Origin of the sequence: Enterococcus moraviensis ATCC BAA-383, from assembly GCF_000407445.1 — a bacterium.
Taxonomy (GTDB): Bacteria; Bacillota; Bacilli; order Lactobacillales; family Enterococcaceae; genus Enterococcus_L; species Enterococcus_L moraviensis.
Genome location: NZ_ASWB01000005.1, coordinates 110084 through 129086, shown reverse-complemented (window position 1 = coordinate 129086; position 19003 = coordinate 110084). Strand labels below are relative to the sequence as shown.

19 protein-coding genes are annotated in these 19003 nt (G+C 35.3%); 8 read left to right on the top strand and 11 right to left on the bottom strand.

The features are described from left to right. The first annotated feature begins 327 nt into the window (after window positions 1-327). The gene (locus tag I586_RS16115) at window positions 328-582 is read left to right on the top strand and encodes a helix-turn-helix transcriptional regulator (protein WP_010762625.1); all 255 of its coding nucleotides are present in this window, start codon (window positions 328-330) and stop codon (window positions 580-582) included. Between the two features lie 19 nt (window positions 583-601). Next, complete coding sequence (locus tag I586_RS16110) at window positions 602-940, top strand: hypothetical protein (protein ID WP_010763919.1); 339 nt, start codon at window positions 602-604, stop codon at window positions 938-940. Window positions 941-970: 30 nt separating this feature from the next. Here the strand turns inward: I586_RS16110 and I586_RS17380 are convergent, their stop codons facing one another. Together I586_RS17380 and lanM are read right to left on the bottom strand one after the other, a co-directional pair. Next, complete coding sequence (locus tag I586_RS17380; RefSeq protein ID WP_010763918.1) at window positions 971-1141, bottom strand: hypothetical protein; 171 nt, start codon at window positions 1139-1141, stop codon at window positions 971-973. A gap of 81 nt (window positions 1142-1222) precedes the next feature. Beyond that, window positions 1223-4117: a type 2 lanthipeptide synthetase LanM gene (gene lanM, locus I586_RS16105; protein ID WP_010763917.1), complete on the bottom strand. Its 2895-nt coding sequence runs from the start codon at window positions 4115-4117 to the stop codon at window positions 1223-1225. 357 nt (window positions 4118-4474) lie between these two features. Here lanM and spxA point away from each other — a divergent pair, with 357 nt between their 5' ends. Further along, window positions 4475-4873, top strand: coding sequence for a transcriptional regulator SpxA (spxA, locus tag I586_RS16100; protein ID WP_010763916.1), 399 nt, complete (start codon window positions 4475-4477; stop codon window positions 4871-4873). A gap of 150 nt (window positions 4874-5023) precedes the next feature. Here the strand turns inward: spxA and queA are convergent, their stop codons facing one another. From queA to I586_RS16075, 5 genes are all read right to left on the bottom strand, one after another. Next, window positions 5024-6055, bottom strand: coding sequence for a tRNA preQ1(34) S-adenosylmethionine ribosyltransferase-isomerase QueA (queA, locus tag I586_RS16095; RefSeq protein ID WP_010763915.1), 1032 nt, complete (start codon window positions 6053-6055; stop codon window positions 5024-5026). 280 nt (window positions 6056-6335) lie between these two features. Beyond that, complete coding sequence (locus tag I586_RS16090) at window positions 6336-7883, bottom strand: DUF4097 family beta strand repeat-containing protein (protein ID WP_244147898.1); 1548 nt, start codon at window positions 7881-7883, stop codon at window positions 6336-6338. An 8-nt stretch (window positions 7884-7891) separates the two neighbouring features. After that, window positions 7892-8209, bottom strand: coding sequence for a PadR family transcriptional regulator (locus tag I586_RS16085; RefSeq protein WP_034702799.1), 318 nt, complete (start codon window positions 8207-8209; stop codon window positions 7892-7894). A 229-nt stretch (window positions 8210-8438) separates the two neighbouring features. After that, entirely contained in the window at window positions 8439-8993 is a 555-nt protein-coding gene (locus tag I586_RS16080) for a hypothetical protein (RefSeq protein ID WP_010763912.1), read from the bottom strand. Between the two features lie 39 nt (window positions 8994-9032). Next, window positions 9033-9722 (bottom strand): hypothetical protein, encoded by a 690-nt coding sequence (locus tag I586_RS16075; protein WP_010763911.1) that lies wholly within the window; start codon window positions 9720-9722, stop codon window positions 9033-9035. 438 nt (window positions 9723-10160) lie between these two features. Here I586_RS16075 and I586_RS16070 point away from each other — a divergent pair, with 438 nt between their 5' ends. Genes I586_RS16070 through I586_RS16055 form a run of 4 tightly spaced genes read left to right on the top strand, consistent with a single transcriptional unit; the run spans window position 10161 to window position 13601 of the window. Continuing rightward, on the top strand, window positions 10161-11354 hold the full coding sequence (locus tag I586_RS16070; protein WP_174270369.1) for a betaine/proline/choline family ABC transporter ATP-binding protein: 1194 nt from the start codon (window positions 10161-10163) through the stop codon (window positions 11352-11354). 3 nt (window positions 11355-11357) lie between these two features. Then, a complete protein-coding gene (locus tag I586_RS16065; protein ID WP_010763909.1) occupies window positions 11358-11993 on the top strand; it encodes an ABC transporter permease in 636 nt (211 codons plus the stop codon). Window position 11994: 1 nt separating this feature from the next. Next, entirely contained in the window at window positions 11995-12927 is a 933-nt protein-coding gene (locus I586_RS16060) for an osmoprotectant ABC transporter substrate-binding protein (protein ID WP_010763908.1), read from the top strand. Further along, on the top strand, window positions 12927-13601 hold the full coding sequence (locus I586_RS16055) for an ABC transporter permease (RefSeq protein WP_010763907.1): 675 nt from the start codon (window positions 12927-12929) through the stop codon (window positions 13599-13601). The genes I586_RS16060 and I586_RS16055 overlap by 1 nt, the downstream gene beginning before the upstream one ends. Before the next feature lie 596 nt (window positions 13602-14197). Here I586_RS16055 and I586_RS16045 read toward each other — a convergent pair. Beyond that, on the bottom strand, window positions 14198-14806 hold the full coding sequence (locus I586_RS16045; protein WP_010763905.1) for a hypothetical protein: 609 nt from the start codon (window positions 14804-14806) through the stop codon (window positions 14198-14200). Between the two features lie 63 nt (window positions 14807-14869). After that, window positions 14870-15463: a hypothetical protein gene (locus I586_RS17020; protein ID WP_010763904.1), complete on the bottom strand. Its 594-nt coding sequence runs from the start codon at window positions 15461-15463 to the stop codon at window positions 14870-14872. 206 nt (window positions 15464-15669) lie between these two features. On the opposite strand from I586_RS17020, the gene I586_RS16035 reads away from it, so the two are divergent. Next, entirely contained in the window at window positions 15670-16197 is a 528-nt protein-coding gene (locus I586_RS16035) for a helix-turn-helix domain-containing protein (RefSeq protein ID WP_010763903.1), read from the top strand. Here I586_RS16035 and I586_RS17015 read toward each other — a convergent pair. Both I586_RS17015 and I586_RS16025 read right to left on the bottom strand, forming a co-directional pair. Then, window positions 16194-16661, bottom strand: a complete 468-nt coding sequence (locus I586_RS17015; RefSeq protein WP_010763902.1) for a DUF5626 family protein — start codon at window positions 16659-16661, stop codon at window positions 16194-16196. The genes I586_RS16035 and I586_RS17015 overlap by 4 nt on opposite strands. A 239-nt stretch (window positions 16662-16900) precedes the next feature. Then, complete coding sequence (locus tag I586_RS16025; protein WP_010763901.1) at window positions 16901-18724, bottom strand: APC family permease; 1824 nt, start codon at window positions 18722-18724, stop codon at window positions 16901-16903. Between the last annotated feature and the right edge of the window lie 279 nt (window positions 18725-19003).

Below are 19003 nucleotides of genomic sequence, written 5' to 3'. Positions count from 1 at the left end.
AAATATCGGACAAAAATCCAAGCAACTCAAAAAAACACGTATAAAGATAGTTTGATTGAAAAAAAATTTTAAAAAAGAAATGTAGATACTGTAATGAAGACAACCTTTTGTTTATGAACAAGAAATTCAACTAATTACTTTACATGTATAGCGAAAAGTAAAAAAAATATCGTTCAATACGCTGATTCCTTCCGTAAATGAAAGCCAAGCTAGTCGAGAAGCTTGGCTTTTTTCTTTGCAAGATATTTGTAAGTGAAAGTAAGATATGGTATATTGACTATGCGCTTTTTATTTAATACATAAATTAGACTATTGGAGGGATTTGCATTGCCAAAAAAGAAGAACTCATCTTTTGAGAGTTCCATTCACGTCTACAGAGCCATGAAACGCATGACCCAACAGGAACTTGCTGACAAGGTGGGAGTATCTAGACAAACAATTATTCAGTTAGAAAGAAATAGGTACAATCCTTCCCTTTTACTGGCTCACGACATAGCTGACGTTTTCGAAGTGCCGATTGAACAAATCTTCACTTTCAAAAAATTAACAGAAGACGAGCAAACAAACGAAGAAACCGACTAACGGAAGGAAAGGATAAATTATGACTGAATCACTTAAATCTTTTTTTGATAACTTGCCTAGAAATCATTGGTCTAGTATTGTGATTGCTGTATTATCAGTAATTTTTATTGTCTATTCAATTTATTTTTACTTTAGCAAAGAAGGTAAAGATGAACGTGGAAAGAAAATTATTTCAACAGCAAGTTTTATTTCTTTTATTATCACAGTAATCTTAATATCTATTCTGAACAACTTTTCAACACTTTTTGAAATTGTCTCAAAAAGCCATTTAGCTTTTAACTGGATATTAAATTTCTTCGTTCTTGTTATTTCAGGTGTCGAAGCAATTGGGATACTTATTTTGAAAAACATAAAGTAAAAGAGACCTTTTAAAGGTCTCTTTTACTTTTTAGAAACAAATCAATCTAGTCCAACCACCAAGTGAATTAGGTGTTGTCTCATCAAGTCTGTTAAACATTTCATCAGTTTCTTCATTTCGTTCAAATGATGCACCAACAAATTTGTCTAATTTCTTGATATCTTTTTCAGTTTCCATTTTTTCAATTGATAATTTTCTCATGATATTATTTCTCCCCCTTGCGTTAATACCTAAATTATAAAACGTTATCTCCGATAAGTAAAGTTATTTTTTCAGTTTGTGTCACTTAATAAATAACAAGGAGTGAACATTGACTGGATCATACGCTCTTAGCAATTGATATCCGATTCCCCCCAAGCCACAGAATAAGCCTATCGGAGTGCTTTCTATATCCGTCTTCAATTTAATAACACTTTTCGATAATATAAAGATATTATTTAAATAATTATCATCATTTCCATATCTTCCATGGCACAAACAAGATTCTTCTCTACTTTCATCTTCAATCCCCATAATATTTTTATTTGGAAAAGAACGATTCAATACATGACAGACTTCTTCGATTCCTGTTATTCCTCGACACCAAGATACGTTTAACGAATCTTCTTTGTATAACTGTTTTTCAAACCTTTGTTGATACCATTTCAGTTTCTCTTCAACAGTTGATGATTGGAGAACTTGCTTCGCACTATTTAACCCGTAACATATGCCCGCATAGCCATGAGCAAAACTATTATCTTCCATTTCTTCCAGCGTTATTTCTTGTGTATAGCGTGAAAGTAACTCATATGCGTCTTTATTATGAAATGCTTGAGATACAGTTGCTAAAATAGCGATTAAACTGGCTTTACCGTATAACCATTCATTCGCAACCGTTACAGAAGTAGTTCGACTTTCTTTTAAAGAGCGTAAACTCGTTTCCATATACGAACGATGTTTGGCATCTTTGAGCAACTTTGTCACATAAAAAGCAACCGTCACGCGCATTCCGTCGGCAAAAAAGGCACTTTCATACGTGTTTATGTCCTCCTTTATCAGAAAAATATCTTTCTCTAATAACGCGATTATTTCTTGATAACTCTTTTTAGGAACATAATAATTTAAATAGACTAAAAATAAATAGACTCCTGCACTCCCGCCGTATAGATCTGTATCTGGATACCCGATACCTATTTCAGTAGCAGACTCTGGAAGAACACTCATCCAATCCACTTCACCAAGGTCATAGTTTATGTCAATTTGATCAATGATTTTATCGCCAATATCAGCAGCTTTTTGTAGTAATGGTTGGTCCATTGAACTATTTTTTTCTGCAATCGTTATTTCCTGAAGTTTGTATTCTAACGTTCCTAAACTTTCTTTTAATAAAAGATACGAAAAATGACTCGTTTTCTCTGTAATTTTCTCCATGTGTTCTACAGTATCTTGTAGAGGTGTCTTAGCTAAAAGGTTAGGCAATTCATAACCGTTTGTGTATACACTGGTTAATGACGTATTAGCTGTGATCAAAGGAATATCATGGTCTAACATTGCTTGAATCTCAAAAGGAATCAATGCCTCTGGAATAATTTGACTTGCCCATAAATTTTCAATGATCTTTTCCCGCTCAATGTAATTCGACATGCTTTCTGTGTGTAAGGTAAAATTCAATAAATTCCCGTAATCTTGTGTATCTCTATAAATCAAACGAATCGCCGTATTTGAAAACAATTTTTTAACTTTTTCGATAAATGCGACCTTATTATTTAATAATAGTTGATTCATCTTTTTGAACGATGATTGAATCACATGCCGATAAAGTTGGTAGTCTACTTCTTTTCCAGCTAAATATGGGATATTTTGAGCACCATCCATATATGCCTCTTCTAATTGAAACGCGATTTCACTGGAGCGTTCATTTCTTAACCTTCGAACTTTTTTTGGTAATTTTTGTTCGGTGCCAGATAGTGCGTCCATTTCCAACACGCGTTTCCATTGCTTTTTCTGTGGAACCAACCCTGTTACGAGCACTGATTGTTTTTCAATTCGAATTTGTCTTGATGTTTTTTTGGTCTGCTTAAACATTTCCGGACGGATCAACGTTTCTACATCAATCAATACAGGGTGAGCACCACTAGCAATCACGTTTTCCATGTGCAAATCGGTTGAACCAAGCCAATAGACGATTGCAAGTAGTTGACCATACTCTTGGTAGAATTTCGTTACATCCTCCTCATCTTTACATTCTTGATGTGCTACTCTTTCTTCAATTGTAAAAGTGGGCTGAACAATTCGTTTTATTTTATAAAAAGACAATGCTGGATTTAGACCTTCAAGATAGGTCAATAACGCATTAAATCGCTCACCAATTTCCAAATTTTTAAATTTGAAAATCAACGATTTTTCTTGAATTTGAAATTGAATCACTGTTTTTCCGCGATCATGACTGTCTCCTTTTCCCACCTCAATCTTGGTAATATCCATTAACGATGAGAGAGCAAACCTCTTTGATATTTGTTCTGTCGAGTCATTTACTGCTGACATAAATTCGTCTATCATTTCACATGCAAAACGCAATCTAGTAGCAAGGACTCTAGCAAGGGCTGGGTATTCTCCGTAAAAAAGATAGGTCCGTTGTTTATCTCCAAGAAATTCATCGATATATTTAGTAAACTCTTCTTCTTTTGTTTCAGCCTGTAAATGGTATTCTTCAATCATTTGATGAACATCCCAAACTAATGTTTTTTGGGCGATAAAAAGGAATTCGTCTGTCAGTTGCTCAATCAGTTTAACTATCGCTTTTTCTGAAAGTCGGATCTTAGAGAATTTTTTCGATAGATTTCGTATATGACGTTCATAATAATCGATGTGAAATCGTAAAGCTGCACTCAGAGATTCTTCTTTGATTGAAACTTCCGTCCTAAACAAAGTTCTATGCAATTGGAACCACTCACTTTTCTCGACTGTGGGCAAGAGCAATTGTGCCCGTTCTTCTGTAAAAGGGAGTAATCCAATACCAAATGTTTTTTCATCTAACTCGTAGCATTGAAGCATTTTCGTATAATCAGCTGCTTTCAATAAGCTTTTTCGTGCTTGCCATTGTTTGAAATAAACATCTGATTCTAGCTTCAATCCTTGCCAACACTGGATTCTTTCTGATATTGTTGTAGCATAACTATAGGTCAACTCTTCAATCATCGTGTTCTCTCCCTATCCATTGTTTGTCTTGTTTATAATAATAATAAAAAAGTAGGAAAAATACTATACTAATTTCATAGTAAGAAACAAATTGCCGTTTTAAGTACACCGTTCGTAGGATTAATTCAAGAAATTCCCACTAAATTTTATATAACAATTAAGATTTGCTTTTCAGATTGGCAGCAGGCTACTTTCCTCAACAAAAATAACAAAAGTTTGTGAATTTATAGCTATTTTTACCTTTCGATAGAAATAAACCCTTATTTTCAAAGCATTTATTTTGTGAATTTTTCACTTTTCGTATATTATAGTTATCAAGAGGTATGTACCAATATTTTCGAAAGGATCTGAAAAAATATGTTAAAATTATATACGACAAATAGCTGTACATCATGTAGAAAAGCACGGAGATGGCTTGTTGATCATGATATTCCATTTGAAGAAAAGAATTTTGGCACTACTCCTATTACATTAGATGAACTAAAAAATATATTAATCCTTACAGAAGAAGGCACTGAGGATATTATTTCAATCCGCTCCAAAGTCTTCCAAAAATTAGACATAGATATTAACGAACTCCCTTTACATGTTTTATTAGAACTAGTCCAAGATAATCCAAGTTTACTACGTCGTCCAATTATGATCGATGAAAAAAGATTACAAATTGGCTTTAATGAAGATGAAATCCGTTGCTTCTTGCCAAGATCAGTTCGTAAACGAGAATTATCTCAAACTTTGCTTTTAAGTGGCTTATAATTACTAATACCTCGATTTAAAAAAACTTAATCAAAAAAACTCATTCGTTTCTCACCTGAATGTGGAAGATAAATGTACTCTGTAAAAGAAACAGCTCATTTATCCCCACTAATTCAGTTAGAATTAGAATGAGTTTTTTTATCACTTATACTACTTTACAAACATTGCATCTCCAAAGCTAAAGAAACGATAACGCTCTTCGATTGCATGATGATATGCTGCAAGTGTCAAGTCTCGACTAGCAAATGCACTGACCAACATAACTAATGTTGACTTAGGCAAATGGAAATTCGTTGAAAAAGCTTGAACAATTTTAAATTCATATCCTGGCGTTATAAAAATATCGGTCCATCCGCTATCTGCTTTGATCTGACCATCAAACTTCGTTCCGATTGTTTCTAAAGTCCGAATCGATGTTGTCCCAACGGCAACTATTTTGCCCCCACTACTTCGAACTTCATTTAGTTGTGCTGCCGCATCTTCTGTTAAACGATAAAATTCACTATGCATTTCGTGTTCTGAAATATTCTCCACACTAACTGGTCTAAATGTTCCTAAACCAACGTGTAAGGTCAAATAAACAAGCTTTACGCCCTTAGACTGTATTTTAGTAAGAAGTTCCTGCGTAAAGTGTAAACCCGCTGTAGGGGCCGCTGCGGAGCCATTTTCTTTAGCGTATACCGTTTGGTAGCGTTCTGGATCTTCTAAACGTTCTTTGATATAGGGTGGCAATGGCATTTCGCCAAGTGATTCTAAATTTTCTAAAAAGATCCCCTCATATTCAAAAGTCACAATTCGTCCGCCATGTTCTAACTCTTCAATAACAGTTGCTGTTAAGCGTCCATCACCAAAACTGATTTTAGTCCCAACTTTCGCACGTTTAGCTGGTTTGATTAATGTTTCCCACGTATCTCCTTGTGTATTAGTCAAAAGAAGGACTTCTAAATGACCGCCAGTTTCTGGTTTTTCACCATATAATCGGGCTGGTAATACTCGTGTATCATTCATAACAAGTGCATCCCCAGCATTTAGCTCATCGATAATGTCGTGAAAATGTTTATCTTCAATTTCTTTTGTCTCACGATTTAAAACTAATAATCGTGAACTTGTTCGATCTTTCAACGGTGTTTGCGCAATTAATTCTTCTGGTAAATCAAAATCAAAATCTTCTGTACTAAGCATAATTGTCACTCTTTCTACTTGATTTGTCTTGGCTATTCTACCATTTTTTATAGTATCTGGCTATGAAGAACGCATTTTGTAAAAAGACAAATTACTTGAAATCAACTTTATTTACTCCGGCATTCCTAAAACGGCTAAGTCAAATGAGCTGAGTGACGCATTACATCACATTCTTTCAGGTAAAGAACCAGCTAGGTCTTATTATCCACCTATATAGTTATAAAAAAAGGCAGTGCAACATGGTTTCCCCGTTGCGCTGCCTTTTTCTATTCAACTGATTTTATTCAACTTTTTTTAAGATTTTGACATCTCCCGTTTTAGATTGCACGTCGATCTTATATTTTTCATTATCTGCTACATTTAAAAAATCATTTCGCAATTCACCCGTTTCAGTGTTTGCAGTGATTTTAATTGCTAGTTCAGGATCTTGTAACCATTTGATAAATCCAGATTGACTTAAAACAGTTGCATTGACTTTGCTTTCTTGAATCGCAATCGTTGGGCCAGATCCATTTTTCAACTCTAATGTACCTTGATTTTCTTCCGAAACGATTTTGCCCGTTTTATTGGCCATCGATAGGTCACCTTTTGTTCGTTTTACGATTATTTGACCATCAGTTGCAGTAGCTGTAAGTTTTTTTGCTTCCGCATCTTCCAAAATCATACGACCTGAATGATTATTTAATACAACATTGTCTGAACGTAAAAATTTTAAAATCGAGAGGCTTTTATTTCCCTCAATCTCTAAATCTCCCAGCATACCCGTAATAACTGTTTTTCCTGAATTACTTTTAACCTTTAAATTTATCGCAGATTCTTCAATGATCACATCACCATAATCGCTATTGATATTTCCTTCATCAGCAATAATATTTTTAGCGTAAACATCTCCTGAAATCAAATCTAAATCAAAATTCTTTGTTTGAATATCCAATAAACGCAAATCTCCACGACTTAACCCTAGATGAAAATCGTCCAGTATCGTTCCTTTTGGAATAAAGAAAATGACTTCTGAACGTCCAGTTCGGGTAAAGATATCAAAAATATTCTCTTCGTCTAATGTTAGATCGACCTTATCTTCATATGAGCCGTTTTCAATTTTTTTAATATCACTTTCCTTAAAGCGTCCTTTGATCATCAAGCTAGGTTTTTCAGCACTAGATACTTCTACCGTTGTAATTTCAACATCCGCATCGGAATCGAAGCTAAAGGCCGCATGCTTATCCGTGCTTAGACTGATTTCTTTGTAGTATTTTCTACCTGCATACATCAAACGGTCTGTTGCAGAGAAAAACAGTGACATTGCTGCACCCAGCAATACCAAACCTACTGATAAACCATTTATCCATTGTCTTTTTTCTACGACCCATTCTTTTACTAATTGTAAAATGATCGGCAACAACAATAAACATAAAATCGTTGGGATAGCGGCAATGTTTCGTTCTTCTTTCAACTCTTTTATTATGTACATCAAAAAGAAAGCAAACACTGATAAAAGAAGCAAAAGGACTAACGGTTTCACTACTTTGAACACCGTTTTCACAAGTTTTTGCATTCTTTTTTTCTGTGTTTGAATAAATACATCTTTAATTTCTTCTCTAGGTACAACGGATGTTTTCGCATTAATCGCAGCATCCAAGCTTAAATCTGCATAGTAATCCGCTGCCATTTCTTCTGGTGAAGCAAGTCTTGAAACAACTTCTGCCTCTGTTTGTCCTTCCTCCAAACAAATATATAGCTGCTCTAATAAATCTTCTTTCAGCTCATTGAAATCCTCTATATCTTCTTCAGCAAAAGCAGCTTTTAGTTGCTTTAAATACTCTTCCATCGTTTGCACTAATCTGCCCTCCTCAGTTTACTTACTTGCTCAACGAATTCATCCCAATCATGCTCTAAAAGCTCCAAATATTCTGTTCCCTTTTGAGTAATTTGGTAATACTTTCTGGAAGGACCATCAGGTGATTCTTTCGTATAAATCTCACAATACGATTCTTTGACTAATCGACGCAAAACTGGGTAAAGCGCCCCTTCAGTAATCGGTATAAACTGATTCACTCGTTGTGTTAATTCGTATCCATAACGATCTTCTTTTTGAATAAAATGGAGCACACACATTTCTAGTGCTCCTTTTTTAAATTGGCTAGAAGCCCTCATCGCTCAATCCCCTTATCACAGTTTTGATTGACAAATTACCCGCTTATTCCATCACTATCCACTGAAATAAATCGACTACGAAAAGAGCAATTGCACGTGCTTTCATTTGATGTTTGTTTAGAAAAAAGAATTCTATTTACTGATTGAATTCCAGATTCTAATACTAATCAAAAGCAATTCAGCTCCAAAGTTTTTTAATCTTTGGAGCAAAATAGTGTCCAGCCATTTATCAGTGGTTATTGCGGTTGTAATTCTTTTTCTCTTGAATGATACCTTGACGTTCTTCTGGTGTCAAATTAGGATCGCTCAACTGCTCGCCCCATTCTCTATTTTTTTGCCCTATTTCTCGTCCACTAGCTGAGGCACCCGATACTGCCTCGGCTCCTTGGGGATTTTCAGGTGCAACTGGTACTTGTGCTTGTTCTATTGGTTGCTCTTCAATTTGCTCTGTTGCGGCTGCCTGCTCATTCTCAATTGCTTGTGCAGCAGCTTGTTGGCTAGCAACTTTTTCTTCTTCTGCTTTTTTAGCAGCCGCCTTTTTTTCGTTCTCTTCTTTTTGTTTTTTTACTTTCTTTTCTTCTTGAACTTTTAATTTTTTCTTGATGGAATTTTCAACATGAGCAACCTTTTTTGAGACAACTTCGGCCAGTTTCTCTCTTTTTAAAGCAAACCGTTCTCTAACTGCTTCGTCTTTTGAAAATACCGCTTCAGCGCTCTGAGTGTTCTGGGTCATCCCCATACCAACCATCAAAAGTGCCATGCAAAATAGTATAAATTTTTTCATTTTAACTTCTCCTTACTCAACATATTTCTCTACTATTCGTTACCCTTGAAATGCATCTAGCAGTTCATTAAACCGTTCTTCTTCATCTACAATGATCCAATATTTTTTCTCTTTCTTATCTGGCTCCAGTTCTAACTGGATTGTCTTTGGTTCTTTTGCCGCTTTCAATTCTTGAAATGTCTTTTTAAGTGCTTCGAATTGAATTTGATTAAGGTCACTATCTTTCAATGATGTGAGTTCTTTTAAAATAGCATTTAATTGTTTCTCGTCAGATATCTTATCAATATCGTCTATCGTTTTCAGCTTATCATAGCCTTTATCGTTCAACCATTGTACCAATTCTTGGTCCGTTTTTTGATCGATCATTTGATCAAATTTTGTCTGATCTAACCCTGTCACAGTTACTTCAGCCTCATGTTTTTTGGTCGTATTCTCTTTCATTTTTACAGAAAAACTCGTTTCTTTATCCAGTCGTTCTTGATAAATTACGACTAATTCCTTTGCTTGTTCTTTTGAAAGGTCAAATAATTCAGAGAAATCTTGAATTAAATCCTCTTGATTTGGTGCATCCAACTTGTAAAAATAGCTGTCTGCTTTTTCCTTATCTCGTTCATAAATGACATTATTGATAAAAACTGTTGCAACCTCTTTAGGATTAGCACCCTTTGAGCATCCAGTCAATACAACAACTATTAATGCAAACATAATAATGATTTTTTCTTTTTTCATACGTCTAATTGGCTCCTTTTTTGACAATAACTGTTGATTTTTTGTACTTATTCCATTTCGTTCAACTTGAATGGAATTATTCAGATAACACAAAAGCAAATAGCTTAATTTAACTACCACAACCGATCTTTCTATTTTGTCTGTTGACTCGCCTCCTATTGTTCATAAAACAGTAGTTGCTAATCAACAATATACTAAGGTTTCTGACTATTGTCAATAGAACGTTAGTCACGCCCAATAGCTTAGTCTACTTTTCCTGTTTTCTTGTTGTTCCAAATACAAGCAACTCTTTTGATTTTTATCTCAAAAAAATGAAAAAAATCCTCTGATTTGTCCAAATCGCGGTTTTGTTGCATACTAGTAATAGAAACGTTTATTAGAAAACAGTGTGTTCATTTAAGAAACGAGAACAAGAAAAAAGAATTTGGGGTGAGAAAGTTGATCGAATTTCAACATGTTTCAAAAATTTACAAAGGCGGTAAAATCGCTGTAGACGACATCAATCTGTCTTTTGATAAAGGTGAATTTATCTGCTTTATCGGAACCAGTGGTAGCGGAAAAACTACTTCAATGCGGATGATCAATCGAATGACTGATCCATCAAAAGGAAAAATCTTGATCAATGGCGAAGATATTCAAACGATCAATCCTGTAGAGTTACGTAGAAAAATCGGTTACGTTATTCAAAATATTGGCTTGATGCCACACATGACAATCAGAGAAAACATTGTTCTTGTACCTAAGTTATTAAAAGTTGATCTAGAAGAGCGAAATAAAATCGCAGAAAAAATGATCGATCTAGTTGAATTGCCTAGAGAAATGCTTGACCGTTATCCTAACGAACTCTCTGGAGGACAACAACAACGAATTGGTGTTGTTCGTGCCTTAGCAGCAAATCAAGATATCATTTTAATGGATGAACCTTTTGGTGCTCTAGATCCAATCACAAGAGACTCTTTACAAGATTTAGTGAAAGACTTACAAGAACGTTTAGGCAAAACAATTGTCTTTGTTACCCACGATATGGATGAAGCACTAAAATTATCAAATCGAATCGCCATTATGAGCGAAGGGAAAGTTATTCAATTTGATACACCAGACAATATCTTACGTCATCCAGTCAATGAATTTGTCGAAGAACTGATTGGTGAAGACCGTTTGATTCAAGCGAAACCAGATATTACGACGGTTGGCGAAGTAATGCTAAATAACGCCATTACGATTACACCTGAAAAATCATTGTCAGAAGCGATCAAATTAATGAGAGAAAAACGTGTTGATACGCTCTTAGTCGTTGATGGCGCCGGTGTATTAAAAGGCTTCATCGATGTCGAAACCCTTGATCGCCGCAGAAATACTGCGACAAGTGTCAGTGACATCATGAATCCAAAAGTTTTCTTTGTAAAAAAATCTTCTTTATTACGCGATACATTGCAACGCATCTTAAAACGTGGCTTAAAATATGTTCCAGTAGTAGACGACCAACAAAAAGTTGTAGGAATTTTAACTCGAGCTTCCTTGGTAGATATCGTTTACGATGTTATCTGGGGTGAGGAAGAAACAGAAGAAACGGTTCCTACTGCAAGTGAAACAGAATCAACTGATGTCACACAACCTCAAGCGGAGGTGTAAAAAATGAATCAGTTTTTATTAGAAAGAGGAAATGAACTTGTCACTAAAATTGGTGAACATATTTTTATTTCTGGTGTAGCACTGCTCTTGGGAATTCTATTGGCTGTACCGATTGGGATTTTATTGACAAGAACGAAACGAACAGCAGCTATTGTCATTGGATTAACGAGTGCATTGCAAACTGTTCCTTCACTAGCTTTACTCGCATTGATGATACCTATTTTTGGTGTTGGAAAAATTCCAGCAATCATTGCATTGTTTATTTATTCCTTATTACCTATTTTACGAAATACGTATATCGGGATCAAAGAAGTCAGTTCTGATTACAAAGATGCAGCAAAAGGCATGGGGATGACAAATGTTCAGTCGATTTTCATGGTCGAATTACCGATTGCTATGCCAACAATTATGGCTGGAATTAGACTAGCAGCTGTTTATGTTATTGCTTGGGCAACTCTTGCCTCTTATATTGGCGCAGGTGGTCTTGGAGATTTCATTTTCAGTGGCTTAAATAATTACCAACCAGATTTGATTTTTGCTGGAACGATTCCTGTTACTATTTTAGCTTTAGTTGCAGACTTATTACTTGGACTACTAGAGAAGAAATTGACGCCTAAAGCTTTAAGGGAGGCGGAATAATATGAAACGAAAATTAAAATTATTGCTCATCACACTTAGTGCTATGTTGTTGCTATCTGGCTGTTCTTTACCTGGTTTAGCATCAAATTCTGATGATTCTACAATTTCGATCACAGGCGGCATTACTTCTGAGGCGCAAATACTAGCCAGTCTAGTTGCTGGAATGATTGAGCATTACACTGATGAAAAAACAACGATCATCAACAATTTGGCAACCACTACCATCAATCACCAAGCTATGATGAATGGCGATGCACAAATTTCAGCTGCCCGTTATACTGGAACTGATTTAACAACTACGCTCAATTTAGAACCAATCAAAGATCCAAAAAAGGCCTTTGATGTGGTGCAATCAGAATTCCAAAAAAGATTTCAACAAAAATGGTTTAATTCTTACGGTTTTGCCAATACCTATGCATTCATGGTCACACAAGAAACCGCTAAAAAATACAATTTGAAAACGATCAGTGACCTAAAAAAAGTTGGTGATCAGCTGACTGCAGGTGTTGATACGTCTTGGATCGACCGTAAAGGTGATGGCTATAAAGGCTTTACTGAAACGTATGGTTTTGATTTTAAACGTGTTTTCCCGATGCAGATCGGTTTAGTTTATGACGCAGTTGCTGCTAACAAGATGGATGTCGTTTTAGGTTATTCTACAGATGGACGGATCGGTAGTTATGACCTTGTGATTTTAGAAGATGATCTTCATTTCTTCCCTCCATACGATGCCTGTGCTGTTGCAACGGATGAGATTTTAAAGAAATATCCTGAATTGAAAGATGTACTGGCTAAACTATCTGGACAGATTTCAACAGAAACGATGCAAAAATTAAATTATCAAGCAGATAATGATTTAATGGAACCAGAAACCGTTGCAGATAATTTCTTGAAAGAACACCATTTCTTTGAATCTGAAGGAGGTGGAAAATAATGCAGAATTTACAAGATATGAACTTGCTACAACAGTTTTTCTATTACTTTGAGCAAAACGGTAGTTATGTTCTAAGTCAATTTGTTCGGCATTTTCTAATTTCCATTTATGGTGTATTGTTCGCCGCAATCGTCGGTATTCCGATTGGTATTTTCATTGCCCGTAGAAGAAAAATGGCGGGTTGGGTCGTGAGTATCGCTAACTTGATCCAAACAGTCCCTTCACTCGCTATGCTTTCGATCTTGATGCTTGGTCTTGGTCTTGGCGTAAACACGGTTATCGTTACTGTCTTTCTTTACTCTCTTTTACCGATCATCAAAAATACCTATACTGGAATGATCCAAGTCGATCGAAATATTTTAGATGTAGGTAAAGGCATGGGGATGACAAAATGGCAGCGACTTTACATGGTAGAATTGCCACTTTCTGTTTCTGTGATCATGGCGGGTATCCGTAATGCTTTAGTTGTAGCGATTGGGATCACTGCAATTGGTGCTTTCGTTGGCGCTGGTGGGCTTGGTGATATCATTATCAGAGGTACCAATGCAACAGACGGTACGGCTATTATCCTTGTAGGAGCTTTACCAACCGCTTTGATGGCAATCATTACAGACTGGGTGTTAGGGACAATCGAACGCCGATTAGATCCGGCGAGTAAACATTCAACCAATTAATTCTTAGACAGTTTGTCAGCAGTTGTTATCAGTAAAATAATAAAATAAAAAACGACCTTCACTACTATTTTACAGAAAAGTAGTGAAGGTCGTTTTGTTAGTGAATTAAGACTTTTAATTACTTGTCTTTCCTTATTACTAGACAATAAAGTGACGTATACCCAATAATAAACCCGATCAAACCAGATAATTCATAATTCAAAAAAGAAGATAAAATTAGGTGATCATCTCTAAATAAAATAATCATCCTAATCAACACATACGTAATTATAACAACATAATAATTTTTTCGTTTATTTTTATTCATCATCTTAGTATCAACTTTCTCAATAGTTAGAATAGGACTATTTTTTGTTGATCAATTGAACTCCAATTATGGTTGAAATAAGTAGACTAGTAATTATAAATAAGGTTTTTGATATCATATATCCAGTATCTAACGGGTTGCCATCAACAAGAATTTTATCAGGATTAAAGCTAAATAGTAATGATAGTAGAATTGATGCAGAGATGATGAGATAACCTATCGCTTTAACAAACTTTATATTCATATACTTAAAGTCCTTTCTTTTTAATCTATCATAACATTTTTTTATTTAATAGTTAATTAAAGCATATTCTCCATACTTTGGTCTTTTAACAGTATATTTATTACTAGAATGTAATTTTCCACTAGCTGTTCGATAAACTTCTCTCGTTCCTGTTTCTACGGCATATCTTACTCTATACCCTAAATATACGCGCTTATTAGCGCCAATATTTAAAGTATAGCCTTTTGCGCTAGATACTGATCCTGAAGCATTTACTTTAATCCCTTTTATATCGCCAGATACACTCGCACCAAAAGTAGCTGTCTTCGTAGCCGTTATCGAACCACCTTTGCTACCAGTAGCAACATTGTCAGATATTCTTTTATACCCTGACCACTCATCATATGTTTTTACATTCTTTTTACGAGTAGATAGAGCATATCTAGGTGCAATTTCTAACGAGCTCTCCTCTTCAATTTTAGAATCTTCGGTGTAAAAAATAATATCTTCTTCATTGACTTCTTTTACTGTATTTCCAAAAGAATCAATGAATTCATGAGAACTTACTACATCTGATGAATTCATTGAATTTTCAACGTTTTCATCAGCATAACTGGTTTTATTTCCTAAAAACAATGAGCACCCAACAATTGAAACAAATAAAAGTTTTTTCATAAAATAACTCCCTCTTTCTTTTACTATCGATTTGTTTTATCCGCTTTTTATTTAAGGTAGATGTTAATAATTTATTAGAGCATATTCACCATATAAAGGACGTTTCACAGTATAATTATTTGTTCTATAGACTTTGCCTGTTTCTAAATCATATTGCTCTCTTTTACCCGTTTCTACAGCATATCTCGTTCTATAACCAAGATAAACTCGTTTGTTTGCACCAACATTCAATTTATATCCTTTCGCACTAGATACAGATCCCGATGCATTTACATTGATTCCCGATATGTCTCCAGATACACTGACACCAAAAGTAGTCGTTTTAGTAGCACTTATTGAGCCACCTGCAGCTCCTGTTTTCAAATTGTCAGATATACGTCTATACCCAGACCATTCTTGGTAACTTTTTACATTTTTTTTGCGATAACGGATAGGATTTACCATTCGAGAACTGATAGTTGGGTTCTGATTTTCATCAGGAAGTTCGAATGAATTTTCAATAATACCATCGAAAGACAATTCGTTATCCTTAATGATAATAACAGAATCTTCCCTTCTCTCTTTTACCTGTTCGGTTTCCGCATAAGAATATTTCGGAAAAATCAAAGGGATTAAAGATATTCCTAAAACAAAACAAGCAATACACACTTTTTTCATAAAATAAAACCTTCTTTCTTTTTAATATGCAATCATCATCACACGAAAAAAATAGTTTAGTAAGCACCTATTGGTTTACATCATGACACGCTGTGGTTGCCCCACTCCTTGCAACTAAAAGTTGCCCCCAAATACACAAAAAATGATAGTTTTTTCGTTCAAAATGACGTATGATTAAGTATAAAAAAGCAAGAGGAGGGAAACGCATGGCTTTAGCTGATCAGTTACGTGCACATCGAGAAAATAGAGGTCTTTCCCAAGCAGCTGTTGCAGATCAATTGAATGTTTCTCGTCAGTCCGTCTCTAAATGGGAAACCGGAAAAGGCTACCCAGATATTGATAATTTAATTTTACTTAGTAAAATTTATGAAGTCTCCATAGATGAACTTGTTCAAGAAAACAAAGAATTGAAAAAGAAAATTGATGAAAACAACCAAACGATTGAAGAGCATCGGAAAAAATTAGATTGGATTCATGATCAAGGAGCCGGTGAAACCGATGAAGGGCTACTGTTATTGATTGCCGTAATTGGCTTGTCCGTCGCTGCTCCTTTGGGTCTAATACTTGCTCCAGTTATCATGAAACGCAACAAAAAAAGCAACACATTCTACACGTTGGTTAACGTTGTAAGTGTGTGTTGCATGCTAATTAATCTATATTTTGTTTACATTATACTTGGAGACTATCTCTTATGGGACCAAAAAATCGAAATAAACTACACGCCTGATCCTTAGGTAAGTACTGAAACATTCAACTTAGAACCATCAATTTTTGCGCGAAGATTTATCGTTGTTTCAGCAGTCCCTACTTTTCGTTTTAAATAATAAGTAGCTTGCTTTGAATGATCGATTCGTAAAGATTTACTAGTAAATGATCCCGAAATAGCTTTAACACTAGCATTTTTTGTTGAGATAATCGAATTTTTCTTTATAATTACCTGATAACTAGCCTTCCAAGAACCTCTTCTTTCTGTTGAGACGGTATACGTACCGTTACCTAGTGCCCGAGAGAGAGTTGGTTCTTTTTCAATTGTAACAATCAGCTCTTCGCCTTCTTCTGTAATAACACTTGAGACTTGCTTTTGTGTATCTGATAACGAATAATCGACCGACCCTCTATATTCTTCAGCATGTGCCACCAAATCATTAACAATAAAACTTAAAAAGAACACTGCCCCCACAATAAATTTCTTCTTCATATTTTCCACTCCTTTTTTATATATCAACCGTACAAAAAAAGGAGTGGAAAAGAAAGCACTTTTCTGTTTGCAACATGTCAACTTCTAGTTGCAAGTCAGTATCCATAAGCTTTTTGAAGAATTTGTTCATTCAATAAAACAATCCATTAGATAAACAATCGGACAGCCAATCGAGAGAAAAAATCGCGATTCATGTTATTCAGAACTAGTCGTAAAACTGTGCGCGGAACGAAACTCTTTTATTTTTTCAAATGATAACTATATGTTGCAACAACGATATTTTCCCGCCAAGATAATTTAAGACGTAAACGTAAACTTGTTTGGTTATGCAAAATATTTTGCCAGCGTCTATTAGGAACAAATTGCGGAATCAATACGGTGGTCGTATACGCCCGTTTCGCTGAATTTTTGCTTACCAAATCAACATAACGCAGAATTGGATTGGTGATTGAGCGATACGATGAATGAACAACCGAAAAGCGTATATCTGGAAAATGCTTTTTAAATTCTGCTTCAATTTCCTTCTCTTTCGCTTGATTTTCATCCAAAGACACATGCATGGCAACAACATAATCCCCAATCGAACGAGCATAATTCACTGCTCCAACATTTGCTTGCGTGGCATTTCCAACTAAAACGATAACTGTGTTCCCATAAAATTCCTGTTGTTTCACAGTCTCTTCCAACCGTAGTTGTTCTGCCACATTTTTATAGTGAGCATGGATACTGTAAAAAACAAAAATCAACACGGGCATAATGATAAAAAATGGCCAAATATCGCCTAAACGATACATAAATAAAATAATAATGATCCCATAAGAAATCAAAGCCCCTACAATATTAGCAATCGATTTTGATAGCCATTTTTTGGTTTCTTTTCGCCATTTTATAACCATTCCTGTTTGAGATAAGGCAAATGGTATAAATACCCCAATAGAATAAAGCGGAATCAGCCGTTCTGTTGACCCTTGGAAAATCAATAACAAGACAACAGACCCTGCAGCTAAAGTCAAAATCCCATTAGAATACCCTAAACGATCTCCTCGATCCATATACATATGTGGCATAAATTTATCTTTTGCTAAATTATAAGCTAGAACTGGAAACGCCGAGAAACCCGTATTTGCCGCAACAGCTAAAATCAATGCTGTTGTAAACTGCAAGACATAATACAGGATGTTTTGACCAAAAACCGCTTTTCCGATTTGAGCCAACACAGTTACCTCAGTTTGAGGGACAATACCATACCAATAGTTGATAAAAGTGATTCCCACAAAGAAAAAACCTAAGATTGCAGCCATTAGCGTTAAAGTGCCCGCCGCATTTTTTGCTCTAGGCTTTTTGAAAAAAGGGACAGCATTACTAATTGCTTCAACCCCAGTCAAAGAAGACGAACCTGAAGAAAATGCCCGTAAAATCAATGCAATCGTGATTCCAGGCACAACAGCACCAGGCACAGCTGTTGCTTGCATCGGTACGACACCTGTTACGATTTTGAATAGACCAGTTGCAATCAGCAACGTGATCACCGCAATAAAACTATAAACAGGAAACATCAAGAAACTAGCTGATTCTCTTAACCCACGAAGATTCATCAACATAATGAGCAAGACAATAACAATTGAAATCGCTACTTGATGGCCATATAATGCTGGCACGGCAGAAATGATTGCCTCAGCTCCCGCAGAAACAGAAACAGCCACAGTCAACATATAATCGACCAATAATGACCCACCAGCTACTAAGCCTGCATTCTTTCCTAAATTTTCACTACTGACTACGTAAGCTCCGCCACCATGAGGATACGCATGAATGATTTGCCGATAAGATAAGGTTAAAGAAATAAGTAAAATAATAACAAAAGCAGCAATCGGTAACGAATACCATATGGCAGCAGCAGATAACGTAACGAGTACAACCACAATTTGCTCAGTACCATATGCAATTGAAGACAACGCATCAGATGATAATAAAGCCAGTGCTGCGAATCGACTTAGTTTATGGTCGTCATTTTCAGTAGATTTTAAGGGTTTTCCGATAAATAATCGTTTTAAATAGTCCACTTGATCCATCTCTCCTTCTCAGTTTTCTTCTATTCCGTTTTCAGAAAAATATATGTTTTTTCCACAAACAATCACATATGCTACTCCCCTAGATTAAGATTGTCAATTATTTATTTGCTAAACTTCAAAAATCTTCATCGCTTCCTCCTTCTCTACTAAAGAAATTATCAGACTAATTATTTTATCAAGATTTTCTTTTCAAAAAAAATAGTTTGATTTCCTTATTCTATTAGGATATAAAAAAACAAGGATTCCGTAAAAGGCAATCCCTGTCTTGAT